Origin of the sequence: Streptomyces sp. NPDC004629, from assembly GCF_042873595.1 — a bacterium.
GTDB lineage: Bacteria > Actinomycetota > Actinomycetes > Streptomycetales > Streptomycetaceae > Streptomyces.
The window spans coordinates 40,642-57,917 of the sequence record NZ_JBIALO010000028.1; the positions used below are offsets into that span (position 1 = coordinate 40,642).

Here is a 17,276-nt window from a genome sequence, read left to right on the forward strand (position 1 = left end):
GTGCGGGCGCCGCGCGCGGGGGCCCACCGATCGAGTGACGGACCACGGCCACGGCACCGGCACCGGCGCACGGTCGGGTTCAGGTCGCCGCGGCCATGGACGGCAGGGGGCGGTTGGTGACGACGAGGATGTAGCCGCTGAGGACCAGCGACCAGGCCGGGAACGCCAGTTCGGCCCAGGGCACGTTGGACGAGACGAAGAGCAGGACGAGAGTGGTGAGCAGGCCCAGCAGGATCAGCCAGCGCGGCAGCACGCCGCGCCGGTAGCCGAGCACCGACAGCGAGCAGGTGAAGACGGCGGCCATGCGCATCGCGTATCCGGTCATCAGGGTGTACGCGAAGTGGCTGCCGAAGGCCCAGGTCGGCAGCGCCGGTGCCGGACCGGCGGTCTGCGCGACGTCGAGTACGGCGGCGGCCGCCCCTGCCGCCCCGAACAGGGTGGCGACGAAGAGCAGGCCGCTGCCGAGGAAGACGGTGGCGAGGAACCGGTCCTCGGCCTCGCCCAGGTGGCTGCGGACGACGCCGGTGAACCAGAGGAAGAAGATGCCGGCGAACGGCACGAGCGCGAGCGCCGTGTGCACCGCGTTGTGTCCCGCCGAGTCGGCGAAGTCGGCGGCGGTGACCTTGTCGGCGCCTTCCGGGATGCCGATCCGGATGAGGACGATCGCCGCGGCGAGCAGCAGCGCGAAGACGACCCCGGCGAGCCCGGCGGCCCGTGGGGTCTGTAGTGCCCGCTCTCCCGACGCCGTTGTCTGCATGCGCGGCTCGCTTCCTGTGCGGCGGCTGATGCCACCAGCAAGCCGTCTCCCGTCGCCCGCCGCCACCGGAACACGCCCGAACGGCACACCCGGCGGTCCGCGCGGGGCACCCGCCGGGGCGGCCGGGTCTCACGGTGCCGGGGCGTGCGGCGCCCCGGCGTGTGTCGTGGAGGTGAGGGTCAGTCCTCGGTCCAGCCGTGCTTCTTGGCGAACTGCAGGAACTCGCGCCGGATCTGCACGATCTGCTGGCCCGTCAGGGTCGGCGCCGTCTGCAGCAGGAGTTCCGTGATCTCGTTGGTGAACTCCACCGTCTGCAGCACGTCGCAGAGCGAATCGTCACCGACGGACCCCGACGCGGACCCGGCCCGTGCCGTCGCCCCCGGTGCCAGCCGGATCGACGACGCCTTGGGGCCCCGCTCCCCCTCCTCGATCTCGAACTCGACCGCGAGTCCGGTACGCACCATGGACTCGGGGATCAGAAGGTCGTTCACATGCAGAAAGACATCCTCGTCCCCGTGTTCCGGGGCGATGAACCCATATCCGCGAACGCTGTCGAACCTCACCACACGGCCTGCTGCCACACCGACCCCCAGACAACCCGGGCCACCTGCCCGAACGAATCAGCGTGCGAGTCTAGCAGCTGCCCCGCGCCCCTTCACCCGGGCGGCGGATCCGGCGGGCGCACTTGTTGCATGATCTGTCCGCGGGAGAGACTTCTACAACAGTGTAGATTGCGCATGTCGCCGGTACGCCGTGCCGGTCGGCTCCGCCACCGGGAGGGCATTTCAGATGTTCGGCTTGAGTGAACTGGCCATGATCCTCATCGTCGTCATCGTGGTCCTGGGCATCAAGAAGCTGCCCGAACTGACGCGTTCGGCGGGCAAGGCGGCCCGGATCTTCAAGAGCGAGGCCAAGGCACTGCGGGAACAGGACGCGCCGGGCGGCTCGTCCGCCGCCGGGGACGTGGTCAGCGGCCCCGTGGTCAACCGGGACGGCCCGCCCCGCACCTGACGGCACGGGCCCCGGCCGCCCGGCGGTGCGTCAGACGCCGATGGCCCGGCCCGCCTCGGCCCAGTTGGCGTGGAGCTTGTCGAGGTAGGTCCGGGCCTGACCGCCGGGTGGTGTGCCCCGGGCGAAGGCCGGCATGGTGCCGGCGCCCGTGTTGTAGCCGAGGGCCAGCAGTTCGTTCCTGTCGTAGGCGGCGGGCCACTCGGCGGGGAGCCGGCCGCCGAGGTCGTGCAGGTACCAGGCCTCGGCCTCTATGGCGAGGTCCCGGTCATCGGGCAGTTCCTCCCACCGGCGGTCGGCGAAGTCCCGGCCCGTCTTCACCTCGTCGAAGGCGGCGCGGTGCATGTTCGCGATGCCGAAGGAGGCGTCGGGCCTGTACTTCTGCCAGGCCCGCTCCAGGCCGGGATCGTGCGGCTTGTACGACTCGTTGTAGAGGATCGCCATCAGCAGCCGGGCGCTGACGCCGGTGCGCCGGGCCCGGTCGCGGACCTGGCGGGTGTAGTCGGCGGGGTCGTAGGAAAACGCCGCCTCCGCCGCCGCGGTGGCCGAGGGCCCCCCGGTCGGTGCGTGTGAGGAAGAGGCGGACGAGCCCGGGGGCGGCGGGGTGTCGCCCTGCGGGGTGTTGGCGGCGCGCACGATGACGTACACGGCGAAGGCGAAGACCAGCACGGGCAGCCAGCGCCGGCGTCTCGGCGCCCGGGAATCGGACATGTCCGGTCCTCTCTCGCATCCCTCCCTCGACCAGCACCCTTCTACCCCACCGGGACCAAGACCCGGGTGAGGCTGCGCCGCGCCGTCCCGGTCCGGCCACGGCGCGGCGCGGTGCCCGCGGTGGGCGGACGGGTCACTCCTCTTCGTAGTAGTTGTTGACCACGACATCGGGTTCGTCGTCGGACAGCGCCTCGTTCAGCAGGGCGCCGCCGACCAGGCCCGCCGCACCCGCGCCGATGAGCGCGCCGGTGCCGAAGCGGCGTCCGCCCTGGTGCTGTTGGTCGCCGTGCGGCGCCGGGTAGCCCTGCTGCGGATATCCCTGCTGCGGGTAGCCCTGCTGCATCGGCTGCGGATACCCCGGCTGCGGCGCCGTGTAGAACGGCGGCGCCGTGGTCTGCACCCGCTGCGCGCAGCCGCCGCACGCCTGCACCGGGCGCGCCACGCCCCACTGCGGCGACCAGGTCACCATCGTCGCGCCGGGGCCGTGGTCGGGGTCGAAGAAGCAGGTCACGGGGGAACTCCCTGGGGGTTGGGGTGAACCGGGGTACGTCGGGGCGGGCGTGGAGAGGAGGGTCGGTGTCGGCGCCACGGGTGCCGGTGCCGCCACGGGTGGCGCTGCGACGGCGGGCGGCGCTGCGACGGCGGGCTGCGGCAGGTGCGTGCCCGCGCTCGCCGCCGGCGGGGTGGCGGGCTCCGGGCCCGGGTCCGGCGCGCGCAGCACGTTCACGCCGTAGTCGGCGGCGATGCCCGCGAGCCCCGAGGCGTACCCCTGCCCGACCGCGCGGAACTTCCACTCCGTGCCGTGCCGGTACAACTCGCCGAAGACCAGCGCCGTCTCGTTCGACAGGCCGCCGGCGGCGAGGTCGTAGCGGGCCAGTTCGGCGCCGCCGTGCCGGTCGGACACCCGGATGTGCGCCCGGTGGACCTGCCCGAAGGACTGCCCGCGGGCCGCGCCCTCGTAGAGGGAGACCGGGAAGACGATCTTCGACACGTCCGCCGGTACCCGGTCGAGGTCGACCTGGATCTGCTGGTCGTCCGGGCCGACCGGGCCGCCGGCACCGGAGTGCCGTACCGAACCGTCCGGGCTGCTCAGGTTGTTGAAGAAGACGAAGTGCTCGTCGGAGGGCACCTTGCCCGACCCGTCGCACAGCAGCGCGCTGGCGTCCAGGTCGTAGCCCGTGTTCGCCTGCCAGCCCAGGCCGACCGTCACCGCGCTCAGGCCCGGGGCCTGCCGGCCCAGCGCCACGTTGCCGCCCTTGGTCAGGGGCACACTCATGCACGTCCTCCGCTGCTGCTTCCGCATCCCGTGTTCGTCGTGATCAACGGGAGCCCTGCCCTTACAGTTCCCTGATTGCGCAATGGATGAATTAACCGCATGCGTCCGGCTCAGAGGTGGCCGACGATGGTGGGCAGCAGGTCCTGGAAGGTCCGGCCGGCCGCGGGCTCCCCGATGGCCTTCAGCTGCCAGCCGCCCGTCCCGCGGTGCAGCTTGGCCATGATCTGGGCGGTGTACGTGCCGCCGCCGCTGAGGGTGTATCGGGCCATTTCCTGCCCGGTGTTCTCGTCGACGAGACGGCAGAACGCGTTCTGCACCTCGGCGAAGGTCTGTCCGGTGAATGAGTTGACCGTGAAGACGATCTGGTCGATGTGCGCGGGGACGCGGCCGAGGTCGATGAGGATGACCTCGTCGTCGCCGCCGGCGCCGCTGCCGCCGGTGAGGTTGTCGCCCAGGTGCCGCACGGATCCGTCGTCACTGGTCAGATGCTGGAAGAAGGCGACGTCGGCGAGCTGTCCGCCGGCGAAGAGCAGCGCCGAGGCGTCCAGATCGATGTCGCGGGGGCCGGCCAGCTTGGCCAAAAAGCCCTTGCGCTGGGCCGCCTGCCAGCCGAGCCCCATCCGGACGGCGTTCAGTGCGGTGCCGTCGGACTTGCTCAGACTGATCTGCTGGCCCTTGCTCAGATTGACCGACATGTGTCGTCTCGCTTTCTGTCGCGGGGGGTCGAGTGAGGCCCTAGGGGGCGAGGGAATCGGGCAGCCGGCGGCGCAGATAGGGCAGGACGCCGCGTTCCAGGAGTGCCTGCTGCCACCGCCGCCGGGCCCGTTCGACGTCGTCTGCGCTCACCGGGCTCTCCGGGGGCACCGGCCCGCGCGCCGCGGCCTGACCGGCGTCCCGGCCCGGGGCCGCCCGGTGCGGCGTCGCCACCCCGAGGGCCGCCGCGGCCACCGCCGCCACGGCGAGCACCCAGCCCGCCGAGCGGACCGAGCCGGCGAAGCGGACCGCCGTGCCGGAGAGGAGCAGCCCGTGCCCGATGAGCAGGAGTACGGCCGCGGAGACGGCGGAGACCAGGGGCAGCAGCACGGCCGGCGGCAGCCCGGCGCCGCCGGCGAGCGGGGGACCTTCGGCCGGGGACGTGCGGTGGCCCGCGGTCGCGCGGGCGGCCGCATAGGCGCGGTACTCGTCCTGGGCCGCGGCCGCGATCTCGGCGTCCGCCGCCAGTGCCCAGGCATACAGCCGGGTCGCCGCCCGGCCGGTGGCATCGACGCTCAGGGCCGCGCGGATCTCCGCGGTGTCCAGGGCGGACCGGAGCACCTGCGCGAAGTCCGCCCGGTCTCCCGGACACCGGCCCGGCACGCCGCTCACGCTCTTTCCCCGGCCGGTACGAGGGCCCGTCCGAGGCGGGCCCGGCGGCCGGGACGCCGGCGTGTGAGGGCCGGGGGCGCGGCCCTCACACGGGTCTTCGGCGCGGGTCGCCCGCTCAGACATCGACTCCGAAGTCGGCGGCGATACCCGCGAGGCCCGAGGCGTACCCCTGGCCGACCGCGCGGAACTTCCACTCGGCGCCGTTGCGGTACAACTCGCCGAAGATCATGGCCGTTTCGGTCGATGCGTCCTCGGACAGGTCGTAGCGGGCCAGCTCGGCGCCGCCCGTCTGGTTGACCACGCGGATGAAGGCGTTGCGGACCTGCCCGAAGCTCTGGCCGCGCGACCCGGCGTCGTGGATCGACACCGGGAAGACGATCCGCTCGACCTCGGCGGGCACGGCGGCCAGGTCGACCTTGATGGACTCGTCGTCGCCCTCCCCCTCACCGGTGAGGTTGTCGCCGGTGTGCTCCACCGAGCCGTCGGGGCTCTTGAGGTTGTTGTAGAAGACGAAGTGCTGGTTGGAGGCGACCTGGCCCGCGGAGGTCAGCAGCAGCGCCGATGCGTCCAGGTCGAAGTCGGCCCCGGTGGTGGTCCGTACGTCCCAGCCCAGCCCCACCAGCACGGCGCTCAGCCCCGGCGCCTCCTTGCTCAGCGAGACATTGCCGCCCTTGGCCAGGGAAACACCCATGCTCCATACCTCCACACACGCGGTCGACTCGGGTCCGTGCCACGGCCCGAGCTAGAATCTACAACACTGTAGAAGTAATCGCGGAGAGGGCGCGTACGGAGGCGACCGAATGCGCCACACCGCTCCGCGGCGGGTCAAGGACGCGATGTGAGGCGGCGTCAACGGCCGCTTTCGGCCAAGGGCGGCCGCCCCCGAACGGGTGGCGCCCGTGGCTCTATACGATGTGATACCCCGGGGCGAGGAGCCGGGCGGGGCGCAGCAGAAGGGAGACAGCGCGTGACGAACCCGGATCCGCACCGTCCGCGCCGGGCGCAGGGCGCGTTGGAGACGCAGGTGCTCGCGGCGCTCCACGAGGCCGGCGGGCCGGTGACCGCCGGCTGGGTGCAGGACCACCTGGCCGCCGACCTCGCCTACACCACCGTGATGACGGTGCTGGCCAGGCTGCTGGCCAAGGACGCCGTCACCCGTCGGCGCGAAGGCCGCTCGTTCGTGTGGCTGCCCGCCTCGGACGGCGCCGGTCTCGCCGCGCTGAAGATGCACAAGGTCCTGGACGGCGAGCGGGACCGCAGAGCGGTGCTGGCCAGTTTCGTCACCACGCTGCCGGAGGACGACGAGCAACTGCTGCGCGAACTGCTGGACCAGGCCGGCGACGAGGAGTGACCGCATGGGGATCTTCGTCTTCCTCCCGCTGGTCCTGCCGCTGACCGCCTGGCCGATCGCGCGGCTGGCCGAACAGCGCCTCCACCCCCGCACGGCGACGCTGCTGCTGACCGGCGTCTCCTGCGTCATGGCCCTGTGCAGCACGGTGTGTCTGGTGCTGCTGATGGTGGTCGGCACCGCGCAACTGCCCGGCAACCCGCTGCCGGACGGCTGGTCGGACGCCGAGGTGCGGGAGAGCGTGCCGCGCCATGAGATCGTCGGCAAGGCCGCGATTCCCGCGCTGGTCGCGGTGGTCGGCGGCGGTCTGCGCGCGCTGCTGCACCACCACCGGTTACGGCGCCGCGCCCATCGGGCCCTTGCGCAGCTGCCGCGCACGGAGGTGGCGGTGCTGCCCGACGCCGAGCCGTACGCATACGCGCTGCCGGGCGGGCCGCGCGACCGCATCGTGGTCTCGACGGGCATGCTCGCCCGCCTCGCCCCGCGGGAGCGCCGGGCCCTGTTCGCCCACGAACGCACGCACCTCGCGGCCGGCCACCATCGCCATCTGCTGCTGGTCCGGCTCGCCGCCTGCGCCAACCCCTTCCTGTGGCCGCTGCGCAAGGCCGTGACCTATACGACCGAGCGCTGGGCGGACGAGGCGGCGGCCCAGGTTGTCGGCAGCCGCCGGGCCGTCGCCCGCGCGATCGGCAAGGCGGCGCTGGTCCCCCAGGGCACGCCCGCGCCCGCGTTCACCCCGTTCGCGGCTCCGGGCCCGCTGCCCCGCCGGGTCGCGGCCCTGCTCGGACCGGCGCCCGCGGTGCGGGCCTGGCCGCCCATCTTCACCGCCGTGGGCCTGGCCCTGTGGACCGCGGCGACCGGGGCGCTGCTGTCGGCGATGTTCTCGGCCAACTCGGCGGTCACGCTGCTGCTGCTCCTGCACGCGGCCACGCCCCTGTGACGCGGACCCGCCCCAGGCGGGCGGGTGCCGCGCCCGGCCGCCGCGGTCGTGACATCCGGCCGCGACGGCGTTCGCTCACAGGTCGAACTCGTGGGGCGGCAGCCCGAGCGCGAAGCATGCTTCCCGGACCACGGCGCGCTCGGTGGCGTCGAAGTCGCCGTCGGCGCCGCCGATGACGATGCCGATCTGGATCACCGCGCGGGCCTCGGCGGGCTTCTTCTTCGCCTTGGCGACCTCCTGGAGCACACCGACCTTGCCGAAGTCGAAGTCGGCGGTCAGCTTGTCCAGGTTCTCCTCGAAACGGCGCCGCAGGTCGTCCGCGGGGAAGTTCTGCAGGACCTCGTTGCTGAAGATGAGCTGGGCGACGCGCTGCCGCTCGGCCGGGTCGATCTTTCCGTCGGCCGCGGCCACCAGGGCGCACATCGCCATGCTGGCGTCGCGGAACGCACCGCTCTTCAGGTCGTTCTTCTTCGCCACCAGCTGATTCTGCATCTGCGACGCCGAGTCCTTGATGCGGTCCCACAGGGCCATGTCGACTTCCCTCGCTCCGGGGCCACCGCATCCCGCACAAAGCCGCACCGGCAGCCGCCTTACTTCTACAGTGCTGTAGAAGATAGCATTCGACGGCGCCTCGAAGGGGTGCGGGGCTGTATCGATATGCGGCTCCGCCGCGCGGGCGTGATCGGCCACGACGGGTGCCGCAGACGACCGACGGCACGAGCGCGGCACATCCAGCGGAGCGCTCAGGCCGTTCGGAACCGGCGCAGCCGGAGGCTGTTGCCGACCACGAAGACCGAGGAGAAGGCCATGGCCGCACCGGCGATCATCGGGTTGAGCAGGCCCGCCGCGGCGAGCGGCAGGGCGGCGACGTTGTAGGCGAACGCCCAGAACAGGTTGGACCGGATGGTGCCGAGCGTGCTGCGGGCGAGCCGGATGGCGTCGGCGGCGACCCGCAGGTCCCCGCGCACCAGCGTCAGGTCGCCGGCCTCGATCGCGGCGTCGGTGCCGGTGCCCATGGCAAGGCCCAGGTCCGCCTGGGCCAGCGCCGCCGCGTCGTTGACGCCGTCGCCGACCATGGCGACCGAACGGCCCTCGCCCTGCAGGCGCCTTACGACGTCCACCTTGTCCTGCGGCAGCACCTCGGCGATGACGTGCTCGGGCGCGATGCCCACCTCCGCGGCGACCGCCTCGGCCACGGCACGGTTGTCCCCGGTGAGCAGGACCGGGGTCAGTCCGAGGTCCCGCAGCCGCCGGATCGCCTCCGCACTGGTGTCCTTGACGGCGTCGGCGACTTCGAGGACCGCGCGGGCCCGGCCGTCCCAGGCGACCACGACGGCCGTACGGCCCGCCGCCTCGGCCACGGCCTTGACGCGGCGCAGTTTCTCCGGCAGGGACATGGCCCAGTCGGCCAGCAGCTGCTCCCTGCCGGCCAGGACGGCGTGCCCGTCGACCACGCCCTGTACGCCGCGGCCGGGTACGTTGGCGAAGTCCTCCGGCGCGGGCAGCGGTCCCACCCGGTCCGCCGCGGCGCTCGCGACAGCCCGCGCGACGGGGTGCTCGGAGGCGTGTTCCAGGGCGCCGGCGAGGCGCAGCACGTCCTGCTCGTCGGTGTCCTCGGCCGGGTGCACGGCGAGCAGGGTCATGTTTCCGGTGGTGACGGTGCCGGTCTTGTCGAGCACGACGGTGTCGGCCCTGCGGGTGCTCTCCAGCACCTCGGGCCCCTTGATGAGGATGCCGAGCTGTGCACCCCGCCCCGTTCCCACCAGCAACGCGGTCGGAGTGGCGAGCCCGAGGGCGCACGGGCAGGCGATGATGAGTACGGCGACCGCGGCGGTGAAGGCGGCGGTCAGGCCGGCGCCGTTGCCCAGCCAGAAGCCGAGCGTGGCCACGGCCAGGGCGATCACGACGGGCACGAAGACACCGGAGATCCGGTCGGCGAGCCGCTGTGCGGCCGCCTTGCCGTTCTGGGCGTCCTCGACGAGCCTGGCCATGCGGGCGAGTTGAGTGTCGGCCCCCACCCTGGTGGCCTCGACGACGAGGCGGCCTCCGGCGTTGAGGGTGGCCCCGGTGACGCCGTCCCCGACGCCCACCTCGATGGGGGCGGACTCGCCGGTGAGCAGGGAGGCGTCCACCGCGGAGGTGCCCTCGACCACGGTGCCGTCGGTGGCGATCTTTTCGCCGGGGCGTACGAGGAAGCGATCGCCGACCTGCAACTCCGTTATGGCAAGGGGATGTTCGCGACCGTCGCGGAGCACGGTGACCTCTTTGGCGCCGAGTTCGAGCAACGCCTTGAGTGCGGCGCCCGCCTTCCGCTTGGACCGTGCCTCGAAGTACCGCCCGGCCAGGATGAAGGCCGTCACGCCGGCGCCCGCCTCCAGGTAGATGTTCCCGGCCCCGTCGGTGCGGGCGATGGTCAGCTCGAAGGGGTGGGTCATGCCGGGCATCCCGGCCGTGCCGAAGAACAACGCCCACAGCGACCACAGGACGGCCGCCGACACACCGACCGAGATCAGGGTGTCCATGGTGGCGGCACCGTGCCGCGCGTTGGTCCAGGCGGCACGGTGGAAGGGCCAGGCCGCGTACGTCACCACGGGGGCCGCCAGGGTCAGGGACAGCCACTGCCAGTACGTGAACTGCAGGGCCGGGATCATCGCCATCGCGATCACCGGTACGGCGAGGACGACGGCGGTGGTCAACCGCCGGCGCAGCGTGCGCAGTTCGTCGTCCGCACGGCCGGTTCGGGCGTCCGGTGCGGCGGGCTCGGGTCGCGGCTGGTGCGCCGTGTAACCGGTGGCCTCGACGGTGGCGATGAGGTCCGCGACGGCCACGCCCTCGTCGAAGCTGACCTTGGCCTTCTCGGTGGCGTAGTTGACGGTGGCCCGGACACCGTCCATGCGGTTGAGCTTCTTCTCGATCCGCGCCGCGCACGAGGCGCAGGTCATGCCGCCGATGGCGAGTTCGACCTCGGCGGCACCGGTGGCGAGGGTGGTCATGTTCGTTCCTCCGAGCTGTCGGCTTGGGTGATAGCGCGGTCATATACCCGGCGGGGGTATGCAACCGAGGGATCAATCTATACCCCCACCCCGTACCCGACTCAAGGGCCGAAAGAGCTTGACTTGATACCCCCAGGGGGTACCTTCTTGCGCAGTCGGGCCGCCGACCGGGCGGCCGTGAGCCCGGGAGGGCACCCATGCACACGGGACTGCGGATCACCGTCTTCGCCGCCGCGCTCGCCGCGACCTTCGGCACCGCCTACGGCCTGGGCACCGGACTCGGCGAGGTCGCCGCCGAGTCCGACCGGGCGCCCCGCGCGCACGAGCGGGGCCACGACCCGGCACAGCAGGGCCACGATCCGGCCCAAGGGGCCCATGAGTCCGCGCCGCCCGGCGGGCTGCACGCCTCCGAGGGCGGGTACACCCTCGCCCTGCGGACCCCGACGATCGAGGCGGGCCGCAGCGACGGTCTCCGGTTCGCGATCGTCGAGAACGCGACCGGCCGCACCGTCACCGCGTACGAGCGGGAGCACAGCAAGGAACTGCACCTGATCATCGCCTCGCGGGACCTGACCGTCTTCCGGCATCTGCACCCTGCCCGCGCGGCCGACGGCACCTGGTCGGCCCCCGTCGATCTGCCCGAGGCGACGGGATACCGGGTCTTCGCCGACTTCACCCCCCGCGGCGGCGACGGGCTCACCCTCGGAGCCGACCTCACGGCCACCGGACGGGAGCGTCCGGCGCGGACCCGGACCCCGGGCCGCACCGCCCGGGTGGACGGCTACGAGGTGACGCTGCACGGCGCTCTGACCGCGGGCCGTCCGAGCGAGCTGCGGCTGGAGGTGGCCAAGGACGGCAGGCCGGTGCGCGATCTCCAGCCCTATCTGGAGGCGTACGGCCATCTGGTCGCGCTGCGGTCCCAAGACCTCGCCTATCTGCATGTGCATCCGAACGGCGAGCCCGGGGACGGCAGGACCCGGCCGGGGCCGGAGATCTCCTTCACGGCGACGGCACCGAGCACCGGGACCTACCGGCTGTTCCTCGACTTCCGGCACGCGGGCGTGGTCAGGACCGCGGCGTTCACGGTGACGGCCGGGCCCGAAGCGTCCGGTTCGGGGACGGCGCGGCCCGGTACGACGGCGGACCACGGGCACTGAGCCGGGCCGGCCGGAGGGAGCCGGGCCGGCAAGGGATGGCCGACCGGCCCGGGGTGGGGCACGCTGGATGACATGGGTGACCGGCAGGGCACGACGGGTCTCCGGCAGCCATGGCAGTCGAGTCAGGCGCTGCTGCTGCTTCCGGTCGCGCTGATCGCCGTGATCACCGTGGTGGAGGTCCACTCGCCCCAGGACTTCCACCTGGCCTCCGCGCTGGTCATCGCCCCGGCGCTGACCGCGTCGTTCGCCGGCCCGCGGACGACGGCGGCGGTCGGGGCGCTGACGGTGGTGGCACAGAGCCTCATCGGGCTCCTGCACGGCGAGCTGGCCACCGCCAACCGCATCGTGCAGCTCATCACCCTCACGGTGCTGTCCGTGCTGGTCGTGATCTACTGCGCGATCCGGGACCGGCGGCACGAGCAGCTGGTCCGGGTCCGCTCGGTGGCCGAGACCGCCCAGCACGTCCTGATGTGGCCGCTGCCGGAGCAGATGGGGTTCGTACGGATCGCCTCCCTGTACCTGGCGGCCGAGGACGAGGCCCAGATCGGCGGAGACCTGTATGCGGCCACCCGCGCGTTCGGCGGGGTACGTGTGCTGATCGGTGACGTGCGCGGCAAGGGGCTGTCCGCGATCGGGGAGGCCGCCACCCTGCTCGGGGCCTTCCGCGAGGCGGCCCACCGGCGTCCCGTGCTGACGGACCTGGCCGAGTCCCTGGAGCAGAGCGTCCAGCGCTACGCGGCCGACTTCGAACCGCCCGAGGAGGCAGGCGAGCGCTTCGCCACCGCCCTGCTGGTGGAGATCCCCGACGGGTACCCGGTCGTCAGGATGGCCACCTGCGGCCACCCGCCGCCGCTGCTGCTCTGCCAGGGCCGCAGGGTCACCGTCCCGACCCTGCATCCCTCGCCGCCCCTGGGGGTCCAGGGCTGCGGGCTGGGAGCGGGGGGATGCGGGCCGGCCGCCCGCGAGCTGGACGAGATCCCCTTCGAACCGGGCGACACCCTGCTGCTGTACACCGACGGCGTCATCGAGGCCCGAGACGCCGACGGCCGTTTCTACCCGCTGGCCGAGCGCGTCGCCCGGTGGTGCGACGCCCCGCCGGACACCCTCGTCCAGCATGTGCAGCGCGATCTGGTCGCCCACACCGGCGGGCGCCTGGACGACGACGCCGCCGTGGTCGTCCTGCACCGCACCTCCGCGGTCCGCGGGCGGCAGCACGTGAGGATCATCGAGACGGGCGTGTTCCGCCCGAGCACCGGCCCCGCCGCCCGCTGACCGGGGCCGGAACCCGACGGGTCCCGGCCCCGGGAGGTCACGGCTTGCGGGCCACCGCTCCGTACATCGCGATGTCCTCGTCGCGGATGCCCTTCTCGCCCATGCCGTCCGGGTGCCACTTGTGGACCTGGACGATGCCCGGCTCGACCAGGTCGAGGCCGTCGAAGAACTCGTGGGCCTCGTCTATGGTGCGCAGCCGCATCGGCATGTTCCGGGCCGCGTACTCGCGGGCGACGCGGCCCACCTCCTCGGGCGCGAACTCGGCGGTGGCGATGGACATCGCCAGATAGCTGCCGGAGGGCAGCGGCTCCAGGAGACGGCGCACGACGCCGACCGCGTCGTCCTCGTCGAGCATGAAGTGGACGATGGCGATCACCGTGAGCGCCACCGGCTTGCCGAGGTCAAGGGTCTCGCGCAGCTCCGGGGCGTCCAGGATGGCGCCCGGGTCGCGGAAGTCGGCTTCGATGTACGCCGTCCTGCCCTCGGGGGCGCTGGCCAGCAGCCCCTGGGAGAGGGTGAGGACGATCGGGTCGTTGTCCACGTAGACGACCCGCGACTCCGGGGCCACCGCCTGCACGATCTCGTGCAGGTTCGGAGAGGTGGGGATGCCGGTGCCGACGTCCAGGAACTGGCGCACGCCCGCCTCCTCGGCGAGCCAGCGCACGGCCCGGTTCATCCAGTCCCGGTTGGCGCGCATGTGGATGGGCAGGGCGGGCCACTCCTGCGCCATGGCATCGCCCGCCTCCTTGTCAGCGGGGTAGTAGTCCTTACCGCCCAGGATGTAGTCGTAGATCCGTGCGGAGTGAGCGTTCTCGGTGTCGATGCGGTCGGCCGGCCATCCGTTGTCGGGCAACGCCGTGTCTCCCATTCGAGTCGGGGATGCAGCAGGGGTCGAGGGAACAAGCAGCTACAACGCAGCTATAACAAGTCGGTTCACAGGAGGAAGTCGGCGTCACCCGACTTCACACCCGTCAGGAAACGGGTCATCTCGCGGGGGGTGAAAACCAGCGCCGGGCCGTCCGGGTCGGTCGACTGGCGCACGGCGACGCGTCCGTCGGCGAGCTTCTTCACTTCCACGCAGGCGCCGCCGGCGTCGTCGCTCCACGGCTTGGTCCAGCCGCGCGCGCCGAGTTCCCGGGATGGCATGCCGTTGTGTATGAGGTGGTGCACGTCACAGCTCCTTGCGTATCGCACCGAGGACGGCCTCGGTCTTCCTGGCGGGCGCCGCCTGGGCGCCCAACCGGTCCAGGGACTCGCGGTACACCACGACGTCGTCGCTCTTGTCCAGGTAGACGGCGCCGACCAGGCCGTTGAGGTAGACGATGTCGGGGAGTTCGGGTGCCCGGAACCGGAAGAGGTGGTAGGCCCCGGCCCGCATGGCGGGATGCGGGCCGTTGGCGAACGGCATGATCTGCAGGGTGACCTGCGGCAGCCGGTTGACCTCGATGAGATGGTCGACCTGCGTGCGCATCACGTCGGAGCCGCCCACCGGCCAGCGCAGCACCGTCTCGTCCATCACGATCCACACCCGCGGCGGCGCCTTGCGCACCAGCAGCTCCTGGCGGCGCATGCGCAGCGCGACCCGCCGCTCCGTGGCGTCCGCCGACGCGTGCGGATTGCCGGCGCTCAGCAGGGCGCGCGCGTACTCCGGGGTCTGGAGCAGCCCGTGGACGAACTCGTTCTCGTACGCGCGGATGTGCAGCGCGGCCTGCTCCAGGCTCAGATACGCGGCGAACCAGTCCGGCATGACGTCGCGGTACGTGTGCCACCAGCCGCGCTTGTTGGCCTCGCGCACGGACTGCAGGAAGGTTTCTATCTCCTGCCGGTCCGTCACGCCGTAGGTCTGCAGCAGCTTCTCGGCGTCGGCCAGCCGCAGCCGGGCCACCTTGGCGGCCTCCATCCGGCGGATGGTGGAGTGGCTGACGCCGATGGCCGCGCCCGCGTCCTCGTAGGTCAGACCGGCCCGGTTGCGCAGTTCCTCCAGCTGCCGGCCGAGGATCATGCGAAGGACGGAAGGGGCGCCGCCCCAGTCGGTCTCCGCGGTCACGCTTACCCCCTCGCACCAGGTTTTCAGGGTCACCGTCTCACGCGGTCGATTCCGGCGCCTCATTCGATCACTTGTTGACGCAAGCAGCATGCACGCCACCACTTGCAAATTTCAACTTGCCGGTTGCGAGCAGATGTTGGCAGATGCCACAGTGGACCCACTGACTCGGCTCACGAATGAGCAGGCGGAACAGTCCAGTTGGGGGAGATTGGGCTGCAATCGGGCGTCATCCGGCGCGCGTTGTCGCCCGATCGTCCTGTGCGGCCGACCGATCCACGACCGAGAGATCCCCACTCAGCGAGGCCGGACGAAAGGCGTACGGCGATGACTGCGCCCTCCCTCCCCCAGCCACTGGACCGACTGCCCGACGACCGGTCCGCCGGTGCCGCACCGCCGGGGGCCTGGCGGCCGGCACCGCTGCCGGGCGGCGACAGGTCCGCGAGCCCGCACGCGGCCCCGTGGCCGCACCGCCCGGCGCAGTCGGCGAGTTCCACCAGACCACCCGGAGGCGAGCATGCCGGTCGACTCCCTGGGCCCGACGGCCCCGACCCGCTCGCCTCCGGGGCTCAACCTCCCGGCCGTGTGCACGCGTTCGACCTGCCCGCGACCCCGGCTTCGGTCGGCGCGGCGCGCAGGGCCGTGCGTGCGCTGCTGACCAGCTGGGGCATCGACGACGAGGTACGGGACAACGCCGTCCTCGTGACCTCCGAACTGGTCACCAACGCGGTCAACCACTCGGCCAGCGAACGGATCGCCTGCCGGCTGCACAGCGCCGCGGGCCGGCTGCGCATCGAGGTCGAGGACCAGAACCGCGCCGCCGCGCTGCCGGCGCCCCGGCGGCCGGACCCGGACGACCAGAGCGGACGCGGACTCCTGCTGGTCGAGGCGCTGAGCCGCGACTGGGGTGTCACCGGCACCCACCGGTCCGCACGCGTCGTCTGGGCCGAGCTGGCGACGACCACGGGCACGGCCCCGTCACCGGCCCCCCTGCCCGACCGGCCCGCCCGCCACCCGGCCGAAGGACGCCCAGCCCATGGACCGTTGCCCACCCAGCCCTGACCCGCGCCCACGGCGCACCGGCACGCTACCGCCGCACGGCCCGGCCGCTTCGGCGCGAGCGGCGCCGCCCCGCCCCGGACCGGGCGCCCGGGTCAGCCCGGCGGGGCGCCCTGACCCGCGCCCGCGGCGCTCCGCCCGCCCGGCCGCTGTGCCGTGCGGGCGGGGACGCGGCACGGCACAGCTCTGCTCGGCCGACCCGTCCTGGACGCGCACCCGCCCCGGGCCGGGCCCGAAGCACCCGTCCGCCACCTTGTGAACCGGCGCACGGCGGGCTCCCCGGTGGAAGCGTGCTGTCACCGGCGCGGGGACACCTGCGCAAGCCACTCCGTCAGGAGGGTGTTGATCCGCTCGGGGCGTTCCTGCTGGATCCAGTGGCCGCAGCCGTCGAGCAGATGCGAGGCGGTCAGGCCGGGCAGGGTGCGGGGGAACGCCTCGATCGCGTCGGAGAGCCAGGTCGTGGAGGCGTCGAGACCGCCGCCGACGAACAGGGACGGCTGGGTGACGGGAGCGCCGTGGAAGTCGGCGAGATCGGCCCAGTCGCGGTCCATGTTGCGGTAGCGGTTCAGTGCGCCGGTCAGCCCGGTGCGCTCGAACTCCGCCGCGTAGACGTCGAGTTCGTCGTCGCCGAGCCAGGCGGGCAGACGACCGGCGGGAAACCGGTCGCGCAGCCTCCCGCCCGCGGCGACGAAGTGCGGATCCGGCGCCCCGGGCGCGGGCATGGTGTCGGCGGACAGCGCGGCGTAGAAGCCCGCGAGCCAGCCGCGCACATCGGGTTCGATCTCCGACTCCGCGCGGCCCGGCTCCTGGAAGTAGGAGACATAGAACTCCTCCGGGCCGCCCATCGCCGCGAACACCTCGCTGGGCCTCGGGCCGCCGGGCGGGGTGTAGGGCACGCTCAGCAGGCCCACGGCGCTGAAGACGTCGGGACGGACCAGCGCCGAGGTGGCGGCGATGCCGGCTCCCCAGTCGTGTCCGACGATCACGGCGGACCGCTCGCCCAGCGCCTCCACTACGGCGACGTTGTCCGCCACCAGTTCGAGCATCCGGTACGCGTCGGCCTCGGCGGGTCGGGAGGAGCGGCCGTAGCCGCGCACGTCCACGGCGACGGCCCGGTAGCCGGCGGCGGCCAGCGCAGGCAGCTGGCGGCGCCACGAGTACCAGGACTCCGGAAATCCGTGCACGAGGAGCACCAGCGGCCCGGTTCCCTGTTCCACCAGGTGGGTCCGGCCCGCCGGGGACGGCACCAGGCGATGGACGGCGTGCGAAGCGGTGGTCTGCGGCATGGTTCCTCCCAGACGATCGGGGACTGCTGGCACGATCATGCGTGAGCCGGTTTCCACCGC

19 protein-coding genes are annotated in these 17,276 nt (G+C 72.6%); 6 read left to right on the plus strand and 13 right to left on the minus strand.

Annotated features, from left to right (window positions below; all coding sequences use genetic code 11):
* Positions 1–79 precede the first annotated feature (79 nt).
* Together ACFYTE_RS32710 and ACFYTE_RS32715 are read right to left on the minus strand one after the other, a co-directional pair.
* On the minus strand, positions 80–757 hold the full coding sequence (locus tag ACFYTE_RS32710) for a hypothetical protein (protein ID WP_388718479.1): 678 nt from the start codon (positions 755–757) through the stop codon (positions 80–82).
* Positions 758–936: 179 nt separating this feature from the next.
* Complete coding sequence (locus ACFYTE_RS32715; protein WP_388718481.1) at positions 937–1,338, minus strand: cold-shock protein; 402 nt, start codon at positions 1,336–1,338, stop codon at positions 937–939.
* A 208-nt stretch (positions 1,339–1,546) separates the two neighbouring features.
* Here ACFYTE_RS32715 and ACFYTE_RS32720 point away from each other — a divergent pair, with 208 nt between their 5' ends.
* Positions 1,547–1,768, plus strand: coding sequence for a twin-arginine translocase TatA/TatE family subunit (locus ACFYTE_RS32720; RefSeq protein WP_388718483.1), 222 nt, complete (start codon positions 1,547–1,549; stop codon positions 1,766–1,768).
* A 30-nt stretch (positions 1,769–1,798) separates the two neighbouring features.
* Here the strand turns inward: ACFYTE_RS32720 and ACFYTE_RS32725 are convergent, their stop codons facing one another.
* From ACFYTE_RS32725 to ACFYTE_RS32745, 5 genes are all read right to left on the minus strand, one after another.
* A complete protein-coding gene (locus tag ACFYTE_RS32725; RefSeq protein WP_388718485.1) occupies positions 1,799–2,476 on the minus strand; it encodes a lytic transglycosylase domain-containing protein in 678 nt (225 codons plus the stop codon).
* A 133-nt stretch (positions 2,477–2,609) separates the two neighbouring features.
* The gene (locus tag ACFYTE_RS32730; RefSeq protein ID WP_388718487.1) at positions 2,610–3,752 is read right to left on the minus strand and encodes a TerD family protein; all 1,143 of its coding nucleotides are present in this window, start codon (positions 3,750–3,752) and stop codon (positions 2,610–2,612) included.
* Between the two features lie 110 nt (positions 3,753–3,862).
* Positions 3,863–4,447, minus strand: coding sequence for a TerD family protein (locus ACFYTE_RS32735; protein ID WP_388718489.1), 585 nt, complete (start codon positions 4,445–4,447; stop codon positions 3,863–3,865).
* Positions 4,448–4,487: 40 nt separating this feature from the next.
* Positions 4,488–5,117, minus strand: coding sequence for a hypothetical protein (locus tag ACFYTE_RS32740; protein ID WP_388718491.1), 630 nt, complete (start codon positions 5,115–5,117; stop codon positions 4,488–4,490).
* A gap of 115 nt (positions 5,118–5,232) precedes the next feature.
* Positions 5,233–5,808 carry a TerD family protein gene (locus ACFYTE_RS32745; protein ID WP_388718493.1) on the minus strand — a complete coding sequence of 192 codons (576 nt, stop codon included), beginning with the start codon at positions 5,806–5,808 and terminating at the stop codon, positions 5,233–5,235.
* 276 nt (positions 5,809–6,084) lie between these two features.
* Between ACFYTE_RS32745 and ACFYTE_RS32750 the strand changes: the two genes are divergently transcribed.
* Together ACFYTE_RS32750 and ACFYTE_RS32755 are read left to right on the plus strand one after the other, a co-directional pair.
* Positions 6,085–6,468: a BlaI/MecI/CopY family transcriptional regulator gene (locus ACFYTE_RS32750; RefSeq protein WP_388718495.1), complete on the plus strand. Its 384-nt coding sequence runs from the start codon at positions 6,085–6,087 to the stop codon at positions 6,466–6,468.
* Between the two features lie 4 nt (positions 6,469–6,472).
* A complete protein-coding gene (locus ACFYTE_RS32755) occupies positions 6,473–7,405 on the plus strand; it encodes a M56 family metallopeptidase (RefSeq protein ID WP_388718497.1) in 933 nt (310 codons plus the stop codon).
* A 75-nt stretch (positions 7,406–7,480) separates the two neighbouring features.
* On the opposite strand, the gene ACFYTE_RS32760 is transcribed toward ACFYTE_RS32755, so the two are convergent.
* A complete protein-coding gene (locus ACFYTE_RS32760) occupies positions 7,481–7,936 on the minus strand; it encodes a tellurite resistance TerB family protein (RefSeq protein ID WP_388718499.1) in 456 nt (151 codons plus the stop codon).
* Between the two features lie 212 nt (positions 7,937–8,148).
* Positions 8,149–10,398, minus strand: a complete 2,250-nt coding sequence (locus ACFYTE_RS32765) for a heavy metal translocating P-type ATPase (protein WP_388718501.1) — start codon at positions 10,396–10,398, stop codon at positions 8,149–8,151.
* Positions 10,399–10,595: 197 nt separating this feature from the next.
* Here ACFYTE_RS32765 and ACFYTE_RS32770 point away from each other — a divergent pair, with 197 nt between their 5' ends.
* Positions 10,596–11,555, plus strand: coding sequence for a hypothetical protein (locus tag ACFYTE_RS32770; RefSeq protein WP_388718503.1), 960 nt, complete (start codon positions 10,596–10,598; stop codon positions 11,553–11,555).
* A gap of 72 nt (positions 11,556–11,627) precedes the next feature.
* Complete coding sequence (locus ACFYTE_RS32775) at positions 11,628–12,827, plus strand: PP2C family protein-serine/threonine phosphatase (protein ID WP_388718505.1); 1,200 nt, start codon at positions 11,628–11,630, stop codon at positions 12,825–12,827.
* Positions 12,828–12,864: 37 nt separating this feature from the next.
* On the opposite strand, the gene ACFYTE_RS32780 is transcribed toward ACFYTE_RS32775, so the two are convergent.
* From ACFYTE_RS32780 to ACFYTE_RS32790, 3 genes are all read right to left on the minus strand, one after another.
* A complete protein-coding gene (locus ACFYTE_RS32780) occupies positions 12,865–13,680 on the minus strand; it encodes an SAM-dependent methyltransferase (RefSeq protein WP_388718507.1) in 816 nt (271 codons plus the stop codon).
* Between the two features lie 80 nt (positions 13,681–13,760).
* On the minus strand, positions 13,761–13,973 hold the full coding sequence (locus tag ACFYTE_RS32785) for a DUF397 domain-containing protein (RefSeq protein WP_388718622.1): 213 nt from the start codon (positions 13,971–13,973) through the stop codon (positions 13,761–13,763).
* Positions 13,974–13,998: 25 nt separating this feature from the next.
* Positions 13,999–14,874: a helix-turn-helix domain-containing protein gene (locus tag ACFYTE_RS32790; RefSeq protein WP_388718509.1), complete on the minus strand. Its 876-nt coding sequence runs from the start codon at positions 14,872–14,874 to the stop codon at positions 13,999–14,001.
* 582 nt (positions 14,875–15,456) lie between these two features.
* On the opposite strand from ACFYTE_RS32790, the gene ACFYTE_RS32795 reads away from it, so the two are divergent.
* Positions 15,457–15,933, plus strand: a complete 477-nt coding sequence (locus ACFYTE_RS32795; RefSeq protein ID WP_388718511.1) for an ATP-binding protein — start codon at positions 15,457–15,459, stop codon at positions 15,931–15,933.
* A 293-nt stretch (positions 15,934–16,226) separates the two neighbouring features.
* On the opposite strand, the gene ACFYTE_RS32800 is transcribed toward ACFYTE_RS32795, so the two are convergent.
* Positions 16,227–17,216 (minus strand): alpha/beta hydrolase, encoded by a 990-nt coding sequence (locus ACFYTE_RS32800; protein ID WP_388718513.1) that lies wholly within the window; start codon positions 17,214–17,216, stop codon positions 16,227–16,229.
* Positions 17,217–17,276: the final 60 nt, after the last annotated feature.